The sequence below is a fragment of the Paraburkholderia sp. 22099 genome, assembly GCF_052045835.1.
GTDB classification, from domain to species: domain Bacteria; phylum Pseudomonadota; class Gammaproteobacteria; order Burkholderiales; family Burkholderiaceae; genus Paraburkholderia; species Paraburkholderia terricola.
Genome location: NZ_JBQEPU010000010.1, coordinates 42,124 through 58,537, shown reverse-complemented (window position 1 = coordinate 58,537; position 16,414 = coordinate 42,124). Strand labels below are relative to the sequence as shown.

Annotated in this window: 16 protein-coding genes; 8 read left to right on the top strand and 8 right to left on the bottom strand. The window is 66.6% G+C overall.

Translation table 11 applies throughout. The annotated features are described in order from the left end of the window. Positions 1-14: 14 nt before the first annotated feature. Entirely contained in the window at positions 15-1,499 is a 1,485-nt protein-coding gene (locus ACTJLC_RS11995) for an RNA polymerase factor sigma-54 (RefSeq protein WP_073429960.1), read from the bottom strand. 504 nt (positions 1,500-2,003) lie between these two features. On the opposite strand from ACTJLC_RS11995, the gene ACTJLC_RS11990 reads away from it, so the two are divergent. Further along, positions 2,004-2,342, top strand: a complete 339-nt coding sequence (locus ACTJLC_RS11990) for a BON domain-containing protein (RefSeq protein ID WP_073429961.1) — start codon at positions 2,004-2,006, stop codon at positions 2,340-2,342. 166 nt (positions 2,343-2,508) lie between these two features. On the opposite strand, the gene ACTJLC_RS11985 is transcribed toward ACTJLC_RS11990, so the two are convergent. The 6 genes from ACTJLC_RS11985 to ACTJLC_RS11960 form a co-directional block, all read right to left on the bottom strand. Next, the gene (locus ACTJLC_RS11985) at positions 2,509-2,961 is read right to left on the bottom strand and encodes a PA2169 family four-helix-bundle protein (protein ID WP_073429962.1); all 453 of its coding nucleotides are present in this window, start codon (positions 2,959-2,961) and stop codon (positions 2,509-2,511) included. Between the two features lie 147 nt (positions 2,962-3,108). Then, positions 3,109-3,690 carry a hypothetical protein gene (locus ACTJLC_RS11980; protein WP_073429963.1) on the bottom strand — a complete coding sequence of 194 codons (582 nt, stop codon included), beginning with the start codon at positions 3,688-3,690 and terminating at the stop codon, positions 3,109-3,111. Between the two features lie 89 nt (positions 3,691-3,779). Then, complete coding sequence (locus ACTJLC_RS11975) at positions 3,780-4,124, bottom strand: DUF1488 domain-containing protein (RefSeq protein ID WP_310135231.1); 345 nt, start codon at positions 4,122-4,124, stop codon at positions 3,780-3,782. Then, positions 4,121-4,684 (bottom strand): DUF4142 domain-containing protein, encoded by a 564-nt coding sequence (locus ACTJLC_RS11970; protein WP_310135232.1) that lies wholly within the window; start codon positions 4,682-4,684, stop codon positions 4,121-4,123. The genes ACTJLC_RS11975 and ACTJLC_RS11970 overlap by 4 nt, the downstream gene beginning before the upstream one ends. Positions 4,685-4,780: 96 nt before the next feature. Then, the gene (locus ACTJLC_RS11965; protein WP_154873160.1) at positions 4,781-5,332 is read right to left on the bottom strand and encodes a type 1 glutamine amidotransferase domain-containing protein; all 552 of its coding nucleotides are present in this window, start codon (positions 5,330-5,332) and stop codon (positions 4,781-4,783) included. 222 nt (positions 5,333-5,554) lie between these two features. Further along, positions 5,555-5,905, bottom strand: coding sequence for a chemotaxis protein (locus tag ACTJLC_RS11960; protein ID WP_310135233.1), 351 nt, complete (start codon positions 5,903-5,905; stop codon positions 5,555-5,557). 160 nt (positions 5,906-6,065) lie between these two features. On the opposite strand from ACTJLC_RS11960, the gene ACTJLC_RS11955 reads away from it, so the two are divergent. Next, entirely contained in the window at positions 6,066-7,361 is a 1,296-nt protein-coding gene (locus ACTJLC_RS11955) for a DNA topoisomerase IB (RefSeq protein WP_310319069.1), read from the top strand. Here the strand turns inward: ACTJLC_RS11955 and ACTJLC_RS11950 are convergent. Then, entirely contained in the window at positions 7,304-7,600 is a 297-nt protein-coding gene (locus ACTJLC_RS11950; protein ID WP_073429969.1) for a hypothetical protein, read from the bottom strand. The genes ACTJLC_RS11955 and ACTJLC_RS11950 overlap by 58 nt on opposite strands. A gap of 290 nt (positions 7,601-7,890) precedes the next feature. On the opposite strand from ACTJLC_RS11950, the gene ACTJLC_RS11945 reads away from it, so the two are divergent. The 6 genes from ACTJLC_RS11945 (at position 7,891) to ACTJLC_RS11920 (ending at position 16,362) form a co-directional block, all read left to right on the top strand. After that, positions 7,891-8,028, top strand: a complete 138-nt coding sequence (locus ACTJLC_RS11945; protein WP_167363305.1) for a hypothetical protein — start codon at positions 7,891-7,893, stop codon at positions 8,026-8,028. 264 nt (positions 8,029-8,292) lie between these two features. After that, positions 8,293-8,820, top strand: a complete 528-nt coding sequence (locus ACTJLC_RS11940; RefSeq protein ID WP_073429971.1) for a PRC-barrel domain-containing protein — start codon at positions 8,293-8,295, stop codon at positions 8,818-8,820. A gap of 178 nt (positions 8,821-8,998) precedes the next feature. Next, positions 8,999-9,409 carry a DUF3175 domain-containing protein gene (locus tag ACTJLC_RS11935; protein ID WP_073429972.1) on the top strand — a complete coding sequence of 137 codons (411 nt, stop codon included), beginning with the start codon at positions 8,999-9,001 and terminating at the stop codon, positions 9,407-9,409. Positions 9,410-9,575: 166 nt separating this feature from the next. Next, positions 9,576-10,895: a cation:proton antiporter gene (locus ACTJLC_RS11930; protein WP_073429973.1), complete on the top strand. Its 1,320-nt coding sequence runs from the start codon at positions 9,576-9,578 to the stop codon at positions 10,893-10,895. Between the two features lie 87 nt (positions 10,896-10,982). After that, entirely contained in the window at positions 10,983-11,561 is a 579-nt protein-coding gene (locus ACTJLC_RS11925; protein WP_073429974.1) for an FUSC family protein, read from the top strand. A gap of 97 nt (positions 11,562-11,658) precedes the next feature. After that, a complete protein-coding gene (locus ACTJLC_RS11920; protein ID WP_374710321.1) occupies positions 11,659-16,362 on the top strand; it encodes a DEAD/DEAH box helicase in 4,704 nt (1,567 codons plus the stop codon). The last annotated feature ends 52 nt before the right edge of the window (positions 16,363-16,414 follow it).

Below are 16,414 nucleotides of genomic sequence, written 5' to 3'. Positions count from 1 at the left end.
GGGGCGAGGTGCGCCTAAATCTGGCGGCGTAGTTCCGCCGGCGGCACCTTCATCAGATGCCGGTATTTCGCTACCGTGCGGCGCGCCACCAGCACCCCCTGATCGGCGAGCATCCTGGCCAGCGTGACGTCCGAGAGCGGATCGCGCGTGTTTTCCGCGGCGATCATTTCCTTGAGCAGCGCGCGCACGGCCGCGGCCGAGCAGGTGCCGCCGCTTTCCGTGCCGAGTTCGCGCGGGAAGAAATGCTTGAATTCGAAAATGCCGCGCGGCGTGGCCATATATTTGTTGCCGGTGGCGCGCGAGATGGTGGATTCGTGCAGGCCGAGTTCATCGGCGACGTCGCGCAGCACCATCGGCTTGAGCGCGATTTCGCCGTACTGGAAGAAGGCCTTCTGATGCGCGACGATGCATTCGGCCACCCGCTGAATCGTATCGAAGCGCTGCTGCGCGTTGCGGATCAGCCAGCGCGCCTCCTGCAACTGCTGCGCGAGCGGCGAGCGGCTCGCGCCGGCCGACTGCGCGAACAGTTCCGCATACATGCGGTGGATGCGCGCGCGCGGCTGCACCGCCGGGTTGATCGTCACCACCCACTTGTTGCGCACCTGGCGCACGATCACGTCCGGCACCACGTAGTTGTCTTCGGTACGGCCGTAGCAATTGCCCGGCTTCGGATCGAGCTTGCGCACCAGCGCGCAGGCCACCCGCAATTCATCGGCGCTGCAGCCGATCTGCTTTTGCAGTTCGGCCTGTTCGCGGCGCGCGAGCCGTTCCAGATGATGCTCGACGATTTGCCGCGCCACGTCGCGCCCCGGCGTGTCGGCGGGCAAGGCGTTCACCTGTAGCAACAGACACTCGGACAACGAGCGCGCGCCGAGGCCCGGACGGTCGAGCGACTGCACGAGCCGCAGCGCGACGAGCAATTCTTCCTCGGTCAGTTCGGGTTCGAGATCGACGCTGTCGGCGAGGTCCGCGAGATCCTGGCGCAGATAGCCGTCGTCGTCGAGCGCCTCGATGACGAAGCGCGCCACCGCGCGGTCGCGATCGTCGAGCCGATAGAGGCGCAGCGCGTCGTGCAACTGCTCGCGCAAGGTCGGTTGCGAGCGCGCCCATTCGGCGGGATCGCTGCCGTCCGAATCGCCGTTCTGGCGCGTCGAACCGCGGGTGTTGTAATCGCCGGAAAAGTCGCCGGGCATCTCGTCCTGGCCCGCGCTTTCGAGCGTCTCGCTGACGGCGCTCTCAGCCGGCAACGGGTCCGGCTCGACGGCGGCGACCGTATCGGCCACCGGCAGCACGCCGGCGCCGTCCTCGTCGGGCGTGGCGCCGGCAAGCGCCACATCCTCGGTCTCCGACGAGTCGTATTCGAGGAACGGATTAGTGTCGAGCGCCGTGCGCAACTCCTGCTGGAACTCCAGAGACGACAACTGCAACAGACGCACGGATTGCTGCAGGCGCGGCGTGAGTGCGAGAGACTGCCTTGTGCGTAGTTCAATTGAAGGCATTGTAGTGAGGTCCCGTTAATGAGCTGATCGTGGTGAGTGACCTCTTCAGAGCAACTGTCATACCAACTCGCGCAACGCCCTGTTTTTCCTACGCTTTGCTTTTTTCGGGCGCGCGAATTGCGCAGGCCGCGAGCGCCATTTTTACAAGCACCCGGCAATTTCCGGTCCGCGTCCCGGCATCGCGCGCGAAGACGCGCCCGACAGGGCTGCCGCTCGCTTGTCCGTTCATCGACGAACCCCGGCATGCCTCCGCACGCGCGATGACGGCGCGCCCTCGCCTACGGGCATGAAGATTGCGGAAAGGCACGATGTGGACGGACATGGCTGCGCGCATGAAGCGCAGCGCGCTACCCAGGAGCGCGGCAATGTCCGGTGTCGATAACGGGGGCCCGGAAGGAAACCGTAGCGGCAACGGCCCCACGCGACTCATCGGCGGTTTTTCGCCGCGATCGATCGCAGGTAACAAGACCGCAATTTTCATCAACACCAGAAGGAGAAAGAAACATGAAGACCATTCAAGTCCTGAAGACCGCTGGCAGCATCGCATGTGTCGCCTTCGCCTTGAACGTGAGCGCGCAAACGAACGACTCGATCCGGCCGGTAGCGTCCGAGACCATGGGCGAGCACATCAGCGACGGCACCATCACCACCAAGGCCAAGGCCGATCTGCTGGCGACGAAGAACCTCAAGTCGACCCATATCCACGTGAAGACCCGCAAGGGCGTCGTTTCGCTCACGGGGACGGTGCCGTCGGCCGAGGAGCGTTCCGCGGCCGAAGAGGTCGTGCAGAACGTGAAGGGCGTGACGAGCGTGAAGAACCATCTCAAGGTCGCCGCCGAATAAGATCGGGATCGACAACGAGCGCCGATATCGAAGACAAGGCGCCGGCTTCTGGCCGGCGCTTTTTTCGTTTGAACAAGGCGTTCCAGTAAAAAAGCCGTCACGCGGACGGCTTTCCGTTCATGCGGCCGGCGCCGGACAACGCGCCGGCCGCCCTGAACAGCGTCGATTACCGGTTAGCCGCCGCGTACTGATCGCGCAGCGCGCGCACGCGGTCGTGGTTTTGCAGCACGCCCTGATATTGCCGCTCGACTATCGCGCGGACGTCCAGCGGCAGCTCCTTTTCGAGCGCGTCGTGATAGCGCTTCTTCGCGACATCCTCGCCCCGCTCGCATTCCACCAGAATCGCGTGATCGCTGCGATCGGCCACGGCCGACTTCACGTCGACCCAGCCGCGATGCAAGGCGCCGCCCACGCTGCCGCCCGTCTCGGGCTTGCCGCCCAGACCCTGAACCGTGTCCTGCAGTTCGCGCGCGCCGAGCGCGCAGGCGTCGGCAGCCGACACGAAGACCGTCTTCAATTGCGGATCGTGCGCATCCTCGGCGGCCTTGCGGAAACCCTTCTCGCCGTCCTTCGACGTTTCGATCAGATCGTTCAGCACGGAAACAACGTTCGTAGCCATTCAATACCTCCTGGGTTTCGTTGATCGTCGAATCCGCAGCCAGGCACTTGCGTGCGGCAACGGCGTTCGCTGTTGCTACCCGCATCAGACGTGCCTGCGCTTGCCCGCAAGCTGACGCGCGCGAACTTCCGGTCTGCGCAGTCCCGATCAGGCGCGCTTCTCGCTGTACTCGTCGAGCGGCACGGGTTCCTTGAGCGGATCGAAATCGGCCCAGCGCCCCTGCTGCCAGCGCCCGCTTGCCCGCTCGATCGCCGCGCCCCCCGCTTCGCGCAAGACGCGCGCGGCGTCGAGCTGATTGTCGGGCGAAACATGCACGGCGACGAGCACGCCCGAATCGCGCAACTCATGGTGGACGGGTGGAAAGCCGTTTTTCTCGCCGTCGAGGGCGGTGCGCGCCATCGCGCCCATCAATGATCCGACGTACGCACCGACGCCGGCCGCGATCAGCGAGACGATGAACGGCGCGGAAAACGCCGCGAAAATGCCGACGCCCACCACCGCGCCGACCACGGCGCCAATGGTGACGCCCAGACCCGCGCCCTTGGGCGCCCCCTTCGCGCCCGGATCGGTGGCGCTATCGCCGCCGATCGGATAGCGCGCGTGCTGGCCGCGCGGATTGACGAAAAACAGGGTGACGTCTTCTTCGACGAAACCTGCGTTGAAGAGCTTTTGCGCCGCTTCCTCGGCGGCGGGGAAAGTCGTGAAGCGCGCTGCGACGATGAGTGACATGAGGCCTCCTTGCATCGTTAATGGCGTCTGCGGACCATGCCGCCGCGCTGTGTTGCTCCGCCCAGCGCGCGGCCGGCATGCACCGGGGACTACCCCGCGGTGCCGCAATCGGGGTCCATGCCTTCCACCCTGAACAGTCCGCTATGCAACACTACGCTTTCGCCGCCGTTCTGGTCGAGCGCTTCCGCGCAGACCGAACGGATGCGATTGCGGCCCTGCTCGAAGGCGGCCATCAGCGCGCCTTCCAGCAAGGACTCGGCGCCGAAATGATCTTCCAGCGCCTCAGCGGTGATCTCGCATACAACCGGCTCGCCTTCGACACGCGCGGTGAAGCGCACCCTCAGATTCGCTCCGTCGAAGGTCGGTTCGTCGTCGGGAAAGGTGATCTGCATAAGGGAATCCTCATAGGCCGGCCGCGGCAGGATTGCGCTCATGGCGAACCCTTCATGGCGCCGGCGAGTTGCTGCGCCATCGCAAGATGATGCTTGATGGTGGGCAGCGCGTGCTGCGCCGCGGCCTTCAATTGCGCGTCGGTGCCGCTGCGGCCTTCCTGCTCGAAGAGGTCGACCGCTCTCTGATGCGCTTCCAGTCCGATCTGCTCGACGTAGGCCTGATCGAACTCCTTGCCCTTGAGCGTCTGCAGTTTGCCGACCAGCGCGGAGTCGGCGGCCGGCGCCGCGGGGAGCCGCTTCTTCGCGGCGAGCACCGCCATGCTGCGCGAGAGTCTCATGTGCTCGTCGATCATCTGCTGCGCGAATTGCTTCACCTTCGGATCGCTTGAATTCTTCAGCGCCATCTTGCTGGCCGCGATTTCGGTGGCGTCGGCCTGGCCGGCGTTCTGCATGAACTGCTGATCCGCCGGCGAAAGCACGGTGCCGCCGGCCGGCGCTTCACTGGCCGGGGCGTCGCTCGCCTGCGCATGCGCGGTGCCGATCGATGCCGCGGCGAGGCCGAGCGCCACGGTCATCACTTGTAGGGAATACTTGGGTTTCATGCATTTTCTCCCTGTTCGACGGAGCCGGCGCGCAAGCTCGATGGTCGACGGGGCGCGGCATGGCAACCGGCGCGCGCCTCGCGCATCGCAGCTCGCCTAGGCAGCGTGCCGCTTCGCCAATTGCGCGATCAGCGTCTTGTTGAAAGCGGGAATGTCGTCGGGTTTGCGGCTGCTGATCAGATTGCCGTCCTCCACGACCTCCTTGTCCACCCACGTGCCGCCGGCGTTGCGAATATCGTCCTGCAGGCTCGGCCAGCTCGTCACCGTGCGGCCCTTGATGATCCCCGCCGAGACCGGCAACCACGTGCCGTGGCAGATCACCGCGATGGGCTTCTTCGCGCTGTCGGCGGCCTTCACGAAAGCCTGCGCCTGCGGCAGCGAACGAATCGCGTCGCCGTTGACCACACCGCCTGGCAGCACCACGGCGTCGTAGTCGTCCGCGCTCGCCTTGTCGAACGTTGCATCCACGTCCACGGTGTCGCCCTTGTCGACGTGTCTGAATCCCTGGATCTTGCCGGGCTTCGCGGAAATGACGTGCACCGTCGCGCCCGCCTCGGCGAGCGCGCGTTTCGGCTCGATCAACTCGGCCTGTTCGAAACCGTCCACGGCGAGTACCGCTACCTTGTAACCATTCAACGTGTTTGCCATGCATGCTCTCCTTCGTTAGTGCGGGACCAGGCGTAGCGCGCGGCGTGGTCCCCTGCTTGCTGCTGGATCAGCAAAAGATGTGCCTTGTCGACGTGCTAACCCCATGCGTTCGACCGCAGCGCCGCTGGCGGCGGGCCGCCCTTGCTGGCGCGGCGCGGTTCGACGCGACGCTCGCGTTGCCGCTGGTCGCAACACGCGGGAACCGCTCGTTCTTGTCGACGGCTAGACGCCGCTCGGGTCTTCGTCGAGGCCGTCGTCGTCGGTAAGCTGCGGGTCGGCCGGGCCGATGATGCGGTCGGGCTCGATGTCGCGGTCGGCCTCCAGCGTGGAGTCACCGTCGGCGGCCGCCCGCTCGCCGGTGCCGGCGCGGTCGGTGTCGCTGCCGAGTTCGGCCTCGCCGGTCTCGAGCGCATGGTTGTCCAGCTCGGTGTCGACATCGAATTCATGACGCTTGGCGCCGGCGATATCGCTGCCGCTGTCGGACGAATCGCTCGGGCCGCGTTCGCCCGTCGTGCCCGCGGTGGGCTTGACGACGTTTTGCGGCTCTTCATCGGGATTCAGCGTGCTGCTCATGACGATCTCCTTGGTCTGTTGATGACGCGTAGCAAGGGTTCGCAAGGACCGTTCCGCCCGCTCGTGCCGCGGCGCGCGAAACGGGCGGCAGGCATCGACCTTGCTCTAGCCATTCACCGGCGCACAGCGCGCCTCACGCTTGAAACTTCTACCCGCGACCATGGCCGCCACCATCAAGCCGATGCAACGACACCCCGAGCGCGAACGCGCCGCCGACAGCGCGCGGCAAGCGACGGCGGCCGCCATGCCGCCGGGCTTGCGGCACGCGGACGACAGCCGGCCCGGCTATACGCGCCAGCGTGAAAAGGACGGCTTCGCGTATTTCGACGTCGACGGCCAACGCATCGAGGACAAAGACGAAATCCAACGCATCAATGCGCTCGCGATTCCACCGGCTTACGAGAACGTGTGGATTTGTCCCGACCCGCGCGGCCATATCCAGGCGACCGGGCGCGACGCGCGCGGACGCAAGCAGTATCGCTATCACCCGCGCTGGCGCGAGACGCGCGATGCCGACAAATACGAGCGCATGGCCGAGTTCGGCCGCGCGTTGCCGCGCATCCGCGCGCGCGTCGCACGCGATCTGAAACGCCCCGGCATGCCGAGCGACAAGGTCATCGCGGCGATCGTGCAGTTGCTCGACACGACGCTGATTCGCATCGGCAGCGTGGAGTACGCACGCGAGAACCAGTCGTACGGTTTGACGACGCTGCGTAAAAAGCACGTGAAGATCGAAGCGGGCCATTTGCGCTTCAAGTTTCGCGGCAAGAGCGGCATCGAACACGAGGTCACGGTGAACAATCCGCGCGTCAAGCGCATCGTTCGGCGCTGCGCCGAACTGCCGGGACATGACCTGTTCCAGTATCTCGACGATGACGGCACGCGCCGCACGGTAGGCTCCACCGATATCAACGACTATCTGCGCCGGGCGAGCGGCGCGGACTTCACCGCGAAGGACTATCGAACGTGGGCCGGCAGCGTCTACGCGATGGCCGCGCTGCGACGGCTGGTATGCAGCAGCGCGGCGGAAGCGCGCCGCCACCTCGTCGCCACCGTCAAGGACGTCGCGGACTTGCTGCGCAATACACCGTCCGTATGCCGGCGCTGCTACATTCACCCGGCCGTGATCAGCGCGTTCGAAGCCGACGAATTGCGCTGCTTGCCGGAGGGCAAGACGCGCCGGGGATTGAGAGTGGATGAAGCGGCGTTCGCCGCATTGCTCGCGCGGGCGGAGAAGCGCGCGGCGAAACGGGCGCGTCAGTCGGGCGCGAAAGGCCGCAAGGCGCGCGAGGCGGAAGTGGCCGACAGCGTCAACGGTTCGCTCACCGCGTTGCTGAAGAAGTCGCGCGTCGCACGCAAGCGTAAAGACGCCGGCGCGTCACCCGGCGCGAAAGCGCATCAAGCCTCTTCTTCGAACGCGGCCATCACGAGCCACACGTCGCGCTCGCCATCGTGAATCTCGGCGGCTAGCGCGTAAGGATCGCGCGGCCCGCACACGCGTTCGAGCGCCTCGTGCGCGACTTCGCCGTTATCGAACACGCGTTCCGACAACGGCCGCACTTCCTGTTTCCCCTCGAACATCCGCTGGTTCCTGCGATATATGAGCGTCTCGGACTTCCAGTTGCGAAAGCATTCGCGCACGTGACTGAAATCGCCACCGCAGATATTCATCTGGTAATGAATTCGTTGGACCATGATCGTTCTCCCCGATGCCGCCCTGCATGCGCGTTCGCTTCATGACTTCATGACTTCATGACGAAAGTCACACTGCATGCATCGCTTGCATCGATACAGCCGGAGCAATACCGGTTGTTGCCACTTGCCTCCATGCGCGAATGAACCTTGTGTACCGCCACCGCGGCGGCTCGCACTGTGTGTCCAACATTCAGCAAGGGGTATGCCTCGCACGAACGCGGCGGCGGCGCGAATGGCTTTGGCATGCGGCGTGCGTGATCTTCGTCGCCACGTTCCTCACGGAGAAAACAATGCAAGCCAAGCCGACACCCGACGACGCAGCCAACGCACCGGCATCGGAAAACGATCACGGCCAACCCGCCCCGCCGACCGACGATCGCGATCTGCCCGAACTGCCGGACCCCGCCGAAGTGGGAGAAGACGGCTGAACGTTTCACCGCAATGAACCACGCAATGAACCACGCAATGAAGCCTTGCGGTAGCGGTGCAATCATCAGTTCAGTCCGTCCATTCCGACGAAATAATTGCAAACGCGTCAGCATGCTTTACGCGTTCGCCCTGCCTGGATTTCAGACGTTCTCATACGCGGCGCAACTCACTTTCGTCATGGGCGGTCTGTGGGACAAGCCGCCTGGAAGGAACGCGCGTTGCTGGGTCCCGCATACATCATCAACCCTTAGAGGAGGCTCATCATGGTCCATCAAACACAGACGCAAGGCGGCGCAGGGCAAAGCCAGGGCGCGCGTATCGTCGGCAAGGGCGCCGCGACCGCGGAAGGTCCGGGCCCCGACGTGATGGCGGCGGATACCCTCGACGACAACACCGTGCTCAGCAGCGACGGCGAGGACATCGGCAACATCAAGGACATCATGCTCGACGTGCGCTCGGGCCGCATCGCCTACGCGGTGATGTCGAGCGGCGGTTTCCTCGGCATCGGCGACAAGCTGCTGGCGATTCCCTGGAGCGCGTTGACGCTCGACACGGACCAGAAATGCTTCGTGCTCAACATGACGGCTGAACGCGTGAAGACCGCACCGGGCTTCGACAAGGATCACTGGCCCTCGATGGCGGATCAGAGCTGGGCCACGAGCGTGCACCAGTACTACGGCACCGAACCTTATTGGGGCCGCGACCGGTTCACGCGACGCGACGACGTGGGCGTCGGCGACATTCCTCCCGGAGCGTCGGATGCGCCGGAGGCCGGCGGGGTGAAGCTGTAACCCGCACGCCAATCGCGGACGGGTGCGACGAAAGTCGAGTTTCGGCACCCGTCCGCTTTTCATGCGCCGGCTCGCCGCCTGGGCGGCAGCCGGCGCATTTCACTTCGCCTTAGCGAATCGCCGCATCGGCGATCGACGGTAGACGAGCGCGAAGCCAGCCTGACAAGGAGGCGAAATCATGGCCACCCGGAAAGCCACCGGCAAATCGAAACGCCCGGTTGCGCGCGGCAAGTCAGGACGACCGCCACGCCAACGCCATGCGCATGCGCACGCGGCGCATCGCGCCAAAACAGCCAACGGAGGCGGCGCGAAGAGTCCGCGCAAGTGGTCGCATCACGTGATGGAAACCAGCGACGCGATGGACCTCGAACACAATATTTTCAAAACCGGCAATGCCCAGGAGATTGCGCAATCGCTCAAGCAGTCGTCGACGAAAAGCCGCCGTCGCAAGGGCACGCCGTTCCAGTCGGCGATGTCGATGCTGAACTTCTATATCAATCGCGCGGGCAGGAATTTGCCCAAGACGCGCCGCAGTACCTTGCAACAGGCGAAGCGCAAGTTGCGCGAGGCGTTCGGACGCGCGCCTTGATGCGGCTTGATGCGGCTTGATGCGGCTTGATGCGGTTTAATGCGCAGCGAGTGCGACGCGTGTCCTGAAGAATGCCCCGACGCGCGCTGGCGCGGCGCGTTTTCCGCGCGCGTCTTTCAATCGGCCAGGCATGCGTCATCCGCACGCCGGCTCTCACCGGATCCTCATGCACGAAACGTTGTGGTTTCTCATCGTCGGCGCGGTGCTCGTCTTCATGGGCGTGGCGGCGACGACACTGCGGCGCCTGCCCGTCAGCGCCGCCATGTTCTACCTCGCGATCGGCTACGCGCTCGCATCGCCCGGCCTCGGCCTGTTGCACCTCGATATGGTGGCCGACGCGCATCTGCTGCGCACGATCACCGAAGTCGCGCTGCTGGTGTCGCTGTTCGCCATCGGCCTGCGCTTGCGCCTGGGCGTGCTGGAAAAACTCTGGACCGTGCCGCTGCGCCTCGGCTTCCTCGCGATGCTCGCCACCATTCCGCTGCTGACGCTCTTCGGCGTGTACGTCCTGCAACTCGGTTGGGGCCCCTCGCTGCTGCTCGCGGCGATCCTCGCGCCGACCGATCCCGTGCTCGCACACGACGTGCAGGTGCGCGACCCCGGCGATCACGACCTGCTGCGTTTCGCGCTCTCCGGCGAAGGCGGCCTCAACGACGGCATCGCGCTGCCCTTCGCGCTGCTCGGCCTCGCTCTATGCGCGGCGCCAGGCGCCGATGCGTCCGAGGTGCTGAACCTCGAACTCGCGGGCCGCATCGCATGGGGCGTGGCGGGCGCGATCGCGATCGGCGCCCTGCTCGGCTGGGCCACGACGCACGCGGTCGCCTGGCTGCGCACGCGCCATGCGCAGGCGCTCGGTCTCGAAGGCTTTTTCGCGCTCGGTCTGATCGAGCTTTCGTTCGGTACGGCACAACTCGCGCATACCTATGGCTTTCTGGCCGTGTTCGCGGCAGGCGTCGCGATGCGCCGCGTCGAGCATCGCGCGAGCGGCGCGGTCTCGCCTCGCCGGGCGATCGGCACTGTGGATTCCGAGGACGTCGACGCAACCGCGGCCAACCCGAGCAAGGCGCACGCGTATATGGCGGAGTCGGTGCTCGGCTTCACGATCGAACTCGAACGCATCGCCGAAGTCGCGGTCATGGCGATGGTCGGCAACGTGCTCGCCACGCTGCAAGCGCCGCTCGTCACGTGGCGGACGGTGGCGCTCGGCGCCGCGCTGTTTCTGCTCGTGCGGCCGGTAGCGGTGGAGCTGTCGCTGATCGGATCGAGCGCGACGCCCGCGCAGCGGCGTTTGATGAGCTGGTTCGGCATACGCGGCATCGGCTCGTTCTACTACCTCGCGTATGCGCTCGAACACGGCGCGGCGGCGGACGTCGTTCCGCTGGCGCCGCTCACGTTGTCGGTGGTCGCCGCTTCGGTGGTGATTCACGGCGTCTCCGCCACGCCGCTGATGAACTGGTATCACCGGCTGCGCAGCGGGGACGGTTAGGGGGACAGTGAGCGGCGACAGTGAGCGGGCGCGCAGTCACTAGAATACGGAACCTTCCCGCTGCGATCACGCGTCCCGACCCATCCGATGAGCTCAACCGACAAGCCCACACGCGGCGCGCGCGCGTCCGAGGCCAACTCGCTGTTTGCGTTTCTGAAGTCGCTGCCGCTCAACGAGCGGCTGACCGAAGGCTGCGTGATGGCCGTGCAAGCCGTTGCGGGCGCCAGTCTCGCCTTCGCGATCGGCCGCGCGCTGCACACCGAACAGGCTTTCTGGGCCGCGATCACCGCGATCGCGGTCAGCCAGCATAGTTATATCGACACCCGCAAGCTGTCGCGCGATCAGTTCATCGGCGCGATGGCGGGCGGTGTATGCGGGCTGCTCGGCGCCGCGCTGGGCGGCGGTCATTTCGCGGCCTATGCGGCCACCGTGGCGGTGGCGATCGTGATTTGCTGGGTCGTCAACGTGGGCAGCGCGGCGCGTCTGGGCGGCATCACCGCGACCATCATGCTGCTGGTGCCGGGCATCGGTCCCGCGTGGGACATCGCGCTGCTGCGCCTCGGCGAAGTGACGCTCGGCACCGTCTGCGCGCTGCTGGTGGCCTGGCTGATGTCGTCGATCGAGCAGCGCTGGTTCGGCGGAACGGGCAAGCAAACTGAGCCCTGATTACGCTTGCGCCGGTGCGCTCTCGGCAAAGCCCGCAAAACCTGCGAGACTCGGTTCTGGATCTCGCACTACGCCGTTTTTTCGCGGCTCTCTGGATATGGCACGTCGCGCCCCCAACTACGCAGGCATGACTTCGGCTTCGACCTCCGCCGCCGCCTTGCGCGCGGCTTCCGCGGGACCCGCGACCGCGGGCCCTGCCCAGGCTGACGCGGTGGATTCCCCCATCAGCGCCGCCACGGCCCGCGCGCTCGACGACTTCCATCCCGCGGTCGCCGGCTGGTTTCTGAACACGTTCCCCGGCCCCACCGACGCGCAGGCCGCCGCCTGGCCGCAGATTCGCCGAGGCCGCTCGACGCTGGTCGCCGCGCCGACCGGTTCCGGCAAGACCCTCACCGCGTTCCTCTCGGCGCTCGACGATCTCGTCCATCAGGGTCTCGCCAACGGCGGCGCGTTGCCGGACGAAACGCTGGTGGTCTACGTGTCGCCGCTCAAGGCGCTCTCGAACGACATTCGCCTCAATCTGCAAATGCCGTTGCAAGGCATCGCCGCGGAACTCGACGCGCGCGGCCTGCCGCCGCTGGACATCCGCACCGCCGTGCGCACCGGCGACACCACGCAGCAGGAACGCAGCGCGCTCAGAAAGCGCGCGCCGCATATTCTCGTCACCACGCCCGAATCGCTCTACGTGCTGCTCGGTTCGGACTCGGGCCGCCGCATGCTGTCGACGGTGCGCACCGTGATCGTCGATGAAATTCATGCGCTGGCCGGCAGCAAGCGCGGCAGCCATCTCGCGCTCAGTCTCGAACGGCTCGACGCGCTGTGCGCGCGGCGCCTGCCGCGCATCGGCCTGTCGGCCACGCAAAAACCCGTGAGCGCGGTGGCGCGCTTTCTGGTGGGCGGCGCGAGCATCGACAGCGGGCTGCCCGCCGACTGCGCGATCGTCGACGTGGGCCATATTCGCGCGCGCGACCTCGCGCTGGACATTCCCCCGGTGCCGCTCGAAGCGGTCATGCCGAACGAAGTCTGGGAGCGCGTCTACGACCGCCTCGCCGAACTCGTCGCGATGCACCGCACCACGCTGATTTTCGTCAACACGCGCCGCATGGCCGAGCGCGCCGCGCGTCATCTGACCGAGCGGCTCGGCAAGGAAGCGGTGGCCGCGCATCACGGAAGCCTCGCCAGGGAACATCGTTTCGATGCCGAGCAGCGCCTGAAACGCGGCGAGTTGCGCGTGCTGATCGCCACGGCTTCGCTGGAACTCGGCATCGATATCGGCGACGTCGATCTGGTCTGCCAGATGGGTTCGCCGCGCGCGATCGCGCCGTTCCTGCAACGCGTCGGTCGGTCGGGGCATCACGTGGGCGGCATGCCGAAGGGGCGGCTTTTTCCGGTTTCGCGCGACGATCTGATCGAATGCGCGGCGCTGCTCGATTGCGTGCGGCGCGGCGAACTCGACGCGCTGCGGATTCCGCGCGCGCCGCTCGACGTGCTCGCGCAACAGATCGTCGCGGAAGTGTCGAGCGCCGAGTGGAACGAGGATGCGCTGTTCGAGATGATGCGGCGCGCCGCGCCCTACGCGGAGCTGGAGCGCGAGCAATACGACGCGGTGCTGCGCATGCTCGTCGAAGGCTATACGAGCCGCAACGGCCCGCGCGGCGCGTACATCCATCGCGACGTCGTGAGCGGCACCTTGCGCGGCCGGCGCGGCGGCAAGCTGGTCGCGGTGACCTCGGGCGGCACGATTCCCGAGAACGCCGACTATGCGGTCGTGCTCGAACCGCAGGCGATCAATATCGGCACCGTCAACGAGGATTTCGCGGTCGAAAGTCTTGCCGGCGACGTGTTTCAACTCGGCAATGCGTCATACCGGATTCTGCGGATCGAGAGCGGCCGCGTGCGAGTCGAGGACGCGCAGGGCCAGCCGCCGAACATTCCGTTCTGGCTGGGCGAGGCGCCGGGGCGCAGCGATGAACTCTCGCTCGGCGTGGCGCGCTTGCGCGAGCAGATCGGGCGCTGGCTCGATGGAGAGGAGGAGCCCGCGACGGTTTCGCACGGCGAGCCGTCGTCGACGCGCCGGAACGCGAAGCGGCCGGCGTTGTCGGCGACGGCGAAAACGCGCGCAAAGGCGGCCTCGGCTGTTGTCGAAACGCGGGATGGGGGATCGGCGGAATCGGCATCGTCGGCGGCAATCGCCGCCGACGCGCCGCCCGCCGCAACTGCCGCAATTGCCGCAACCGACCCAACGATGACCGCCCGCATCGAACGCGCGATCGACTGGCTCGTCGATTCGCTCGGCCTCGACGAAGCCGCCGCGCGCCAGATCGTCGACTATCTCGCGCGGGCGCGCGCCGCGCTCGGCGTGCTGCCGACGCAAGACACGCTCGTCATGGAGCGCTTCTTCGACGAATCCGGCGGCACGCAGCTCGTGATCCACTCCCCGTTCGGCAGCCGCGTGAACCGCGCGTGGGGTCTCGCGCTGAGGAAGCGGTTTTGCCGCAACTTCAACTTCGAATTGCAAGCCGCCGCGACCGAAGACGCGATCGTGCTCTCGCTCACCGGCAGCCATTCGTTCGTGCTCGACGAAGTGTGGCGCTATCTGCATTCGAACAGCGCCGAGCATCTGCTGATCCAGGCGCTGCTCGACGCGCCGCTGTTCGGCGTGCGCTGGCGCTGGAACGCGACCATCGCGCTCGGCTTGCCGCGTTACACCGGCGGCCGCAAAACCGCGCCGCAATTGCAGCGCATGCGCAGCGAGGACCTGCTCGCGAGCGTGTTCCCCGAGCAGGCCGCGTGTCTGGAGAACATCGTCGGCGAGCGCGAACTGCCGCGTCATCCGCTGGTGGATCAGACCGTCGACGACTGTCTGCACGACGCCATGGACAGCGAACACTGGATCGCGCTGCTGCGCCGTATCGAACAGGGCGACGTGCGGCTCGTCGCCCGCGATCTGCCGGCGCCCTCGCCGCTGGCCGCCGAAATCCTCACCGCCAAGCCGTACGCCTATCTCGACGACGCGCCGATCGAGGAGCGCCGCACGCAAGCCGTGCTGAACCGCCGCTGGACCGATCCCGCCAGTGCCGACGACCTCGGCGCGCTCGACGCCGCCGCGATCGACAGCGTGCGCGACGAAGCCTGGCCGCAGGCGCGCAACGCCGACGAGATGCACGAAGCGCTGACGGGCCTCGCCTGCATCACCGAGGCCGAAGCGCATCGCAACGAAGGGTGGCCGGCTTGGCTCGCGTCGCTGGCCGAATCCGGCCGCGCCACGCGCCTGAACATCGCCGGCACGCACACGACGCTATGGCTGAGCGCCGAGCGCCTGACCTGCTTCGAAGCGCTCTATCCCGACGCCGCGTTCGCGCCGCCGCTCACCGCGCCGAAGGGCTACGCCGACGCATGGAACGCCGACGACGCCCTGCTCGACGTGTTACGCGCGCGGCTCACCGGCTTCGGCCCGCTGCCGGTGAACACCATCGCGCAGGCGCTGGGGTTGCCCGCGGCATCGGTCGAACGGACCTTGACGCGTCTCGAAGCGGAAGGCTACGTGATGCGCGGCCGCTTCACGCCCCGGGCGACGGAAGAAGAATGGTGCGAGCGTCACCTGCTCGCGCGGATTCACCGCTACACCGTCAAACGCTTGCGGCGCGAGATCGAACCGGTGGAACGGCACGACTTCATGCGCTTCCTGTTCGAATGGCAGCACTTGACGCCGGACACGCGCAGCGAGGGACGCGACGCGCTCGCCGCGGTGCTCGAACAACTGGAAGGCTTCCAGGCCGCGGCGGGCGCATGGGAAGAAGACATCCTGCCCGCGCGCGTGAAGGCCTACTCCAGTACTTCGCTTGACGAACTATGCCGCGCCGGCAAGATCGTCTGGACCCGGCTCACCGAGCGCGCGCGCAGCGCCGCCGGACCCGTGCGCGGCACGCCGATCGTGCTGCTGCCGCGAGCGCACATCCGCGTGTGGAGCGCGCTGATCGACCCGTCGAGGCAACCGGAGTTATCGGCGCGCGCGCAAAGCGTGTACGACGCGCTGTCGCAACACGGCGCGATGTTCTTCGACGAACTGCTGAGTGAAGTTCGCGTCCTGCGTATGGAACTGGAAAACGCGCTGGGCGAACTCGTGGCCGCCGGCCTCGTGAATTCCGACAGTTTCGCGGGCTTGCGCGCGTTGCTGAAGCCGGTCGCCAAACGCAACGCTTTTTCCGGCAGCCGGCGCGCGCGCGCGAGCGCGCTCATCGGCGGCATGGACGACGCGGGACGCTGGGCGCTGCTCAGGCGCGGCAGCGCCGCCGCCGCGTCTGCGGAAAGCACGCCGGAGCGGCGCCGGCAGTTGCCGCCGGAAGTACTCGAACACGTCGCGATGACGTTGCTGCGCCGCTATGGCGTGGTGTTCTGGCGCCTGCTCGAACGCGAGGCGGAATGGCTGCCGCCGTGGCGCGATCTGCTGCGCGTTTTTCAACGGCTCGAAGCGCGCGGCGTGATTCGCGGCGGGCGCTTCGTGAACGGCCTCGCCGGCGAGCAATTCGCGCTGCCCGAGGCGATTCCCTTGCTGCGCGAGGTGCGGCGGCACGCGAACGACGGTGCGTTTGTCTGTGTCGCCGCGACCGATCCGCTGAATCTCACGGGAACGCTGCTGGTGGGCGAACGGGTGCCGGCGGTTACGGGAAATCGTATTTTGTATCGCGACGGTGTCGTTATCGGCACGCTCGTCGGCGGGGTTTTCTGGTTCGAAGCTTCGGTCGAGGCGCTTCCGGCGGAGCGCGAACGGGCGCGCGGGTGGCTGGCGCGCAGGTTTTAGGGTTTTTCCCGCGACGCCACGACGATTGCACCGGAATCGTGCCGTGAAGTGA

What these genes read in the sequence shown, in the direction of transcription:
- ACTJLC_RS11995 (WP_073429960.1), bottom strand. Translation starts at nt 1,499, where the DNA reads ATGCCTTCAATTGAACTACGCACAAGGCAGTCTCTCGCACTCACGCCG.
- ACTJLC_RS11990 (WP_073429961.1), top strand. Translation starts at nt 2,004, where the DNA reads ATGAAGACCATTCAAGTCCTGAAGACCGCTGGCAGCATCGCATGTGTC.
- ACTJLC_RS11985 (WP_073429962.1), bottom strand. Translation starts at nt 2,961, where the DNA reads ATGGCTACGAACGTTGTTTCCGTGCTGAACGATCTGATCGAAACGTCG.
- ACTJLC_RS11980 (WP_073429963.1), bottom strand. Translation starts at nt 3,690, where the DNA reads ATGTCACTCATCGTCGCAGCGCGCTTCACGACTTTCCCCGCCGCCGAG.
- ACTJLC_RS11975 (WP_310135231.1), bottom strand. Translation starts at nt 4,124, where the DNA reads ATGAGCGCAATCCTGCCGCGGCCGGCCTATGAGGATTCCCTTATGCAG.
- ACTJLC_RS11970 (WP_310135232.1), bottom strand. Translation starts at nt 4,684, where the DNA reads ATGAAACCCAAGTATTCCCTACAAGTGATGACCGTGGCGCTCGGCCTC.
- ACTJLC_RS11965 (WP_154873160.1), bottom strand. Translation starts at nt 5,332, where the DNA reads ATGGCAAACACGTTGAATGGTTACAAGGTAGCGGTACTCGCCGTGGAC.
- ACTJLC_RS11960 (WP_310135233.1), bottom strand. Translation starts at nt 5,905, where the DNA reads ATGAGCAGCACGCTGAATCCCGATGAAGAGCCGCAAAACGTCGTCAAG.
- ACTJLC_RS11955 (WP_310319069.1), top strand. Translation starts at nt 6,066, where the DNA reads ATGGCCGCCACCATCAAGCCGATGCAACGACACCCCGAGCGCGAACGC.
- ACTJLC_RS11950 (WP_073429969.1), bottom strand. Translation starts at nt 7,600, where the DNA reads ATGGTCCAACGAATTCATTACCAGATGAATATCTGCGGTGGCGATTTC.
- ACTJLC_RS11945 (WP_167363305.1), top strand. Translation starts at nt 7,891, where the DNA reads ATGCAAGCCAAGCCGACACCCGACGACGCAGCCAACGCACCGGCATCG.
- ACTJLC_RS11940 (WP_073429971.1), top strand. Translation starts at nt 8,293, where the DNA reads ATGGTCCATCAAACACAGACGCAAGGCGGCGCAGGGCAAAGCCAGGGC.
- ACTJLC_RS11935 (WP_073429972.1), top strand. Translation starts at nt 8,999, where the DNA reads ATGGCCACCCGGAAAGCCACCGGCAAATCGAAACGCCCGGTTGCGCGC.
- ACTJLC_RS11930 (WP_073429973.1), top strand. Translation starts at nt 9,576, where the DNA reads ATGCACGAAACGTTGTGGTTTCTCATCGTCGGCGCGGTGCTCGTCTTC.
- ACTJLC_RS11925 (WP_073429974.1), top strand. Translation starts at nt 10,983, where the DNA reads ATGAGCTCAACCGACAAGCCCACACGCGGCGCGCGCGCGTCCGAGGCC.
- ACTJLC_RS11920 (WP_374710321.1), top strand. Translation starts at nt 11,659, where the DNA reads ATGGCACGTCGCGCCCCCAACTACGCAGGCATGACTTCGGCTTCGACC.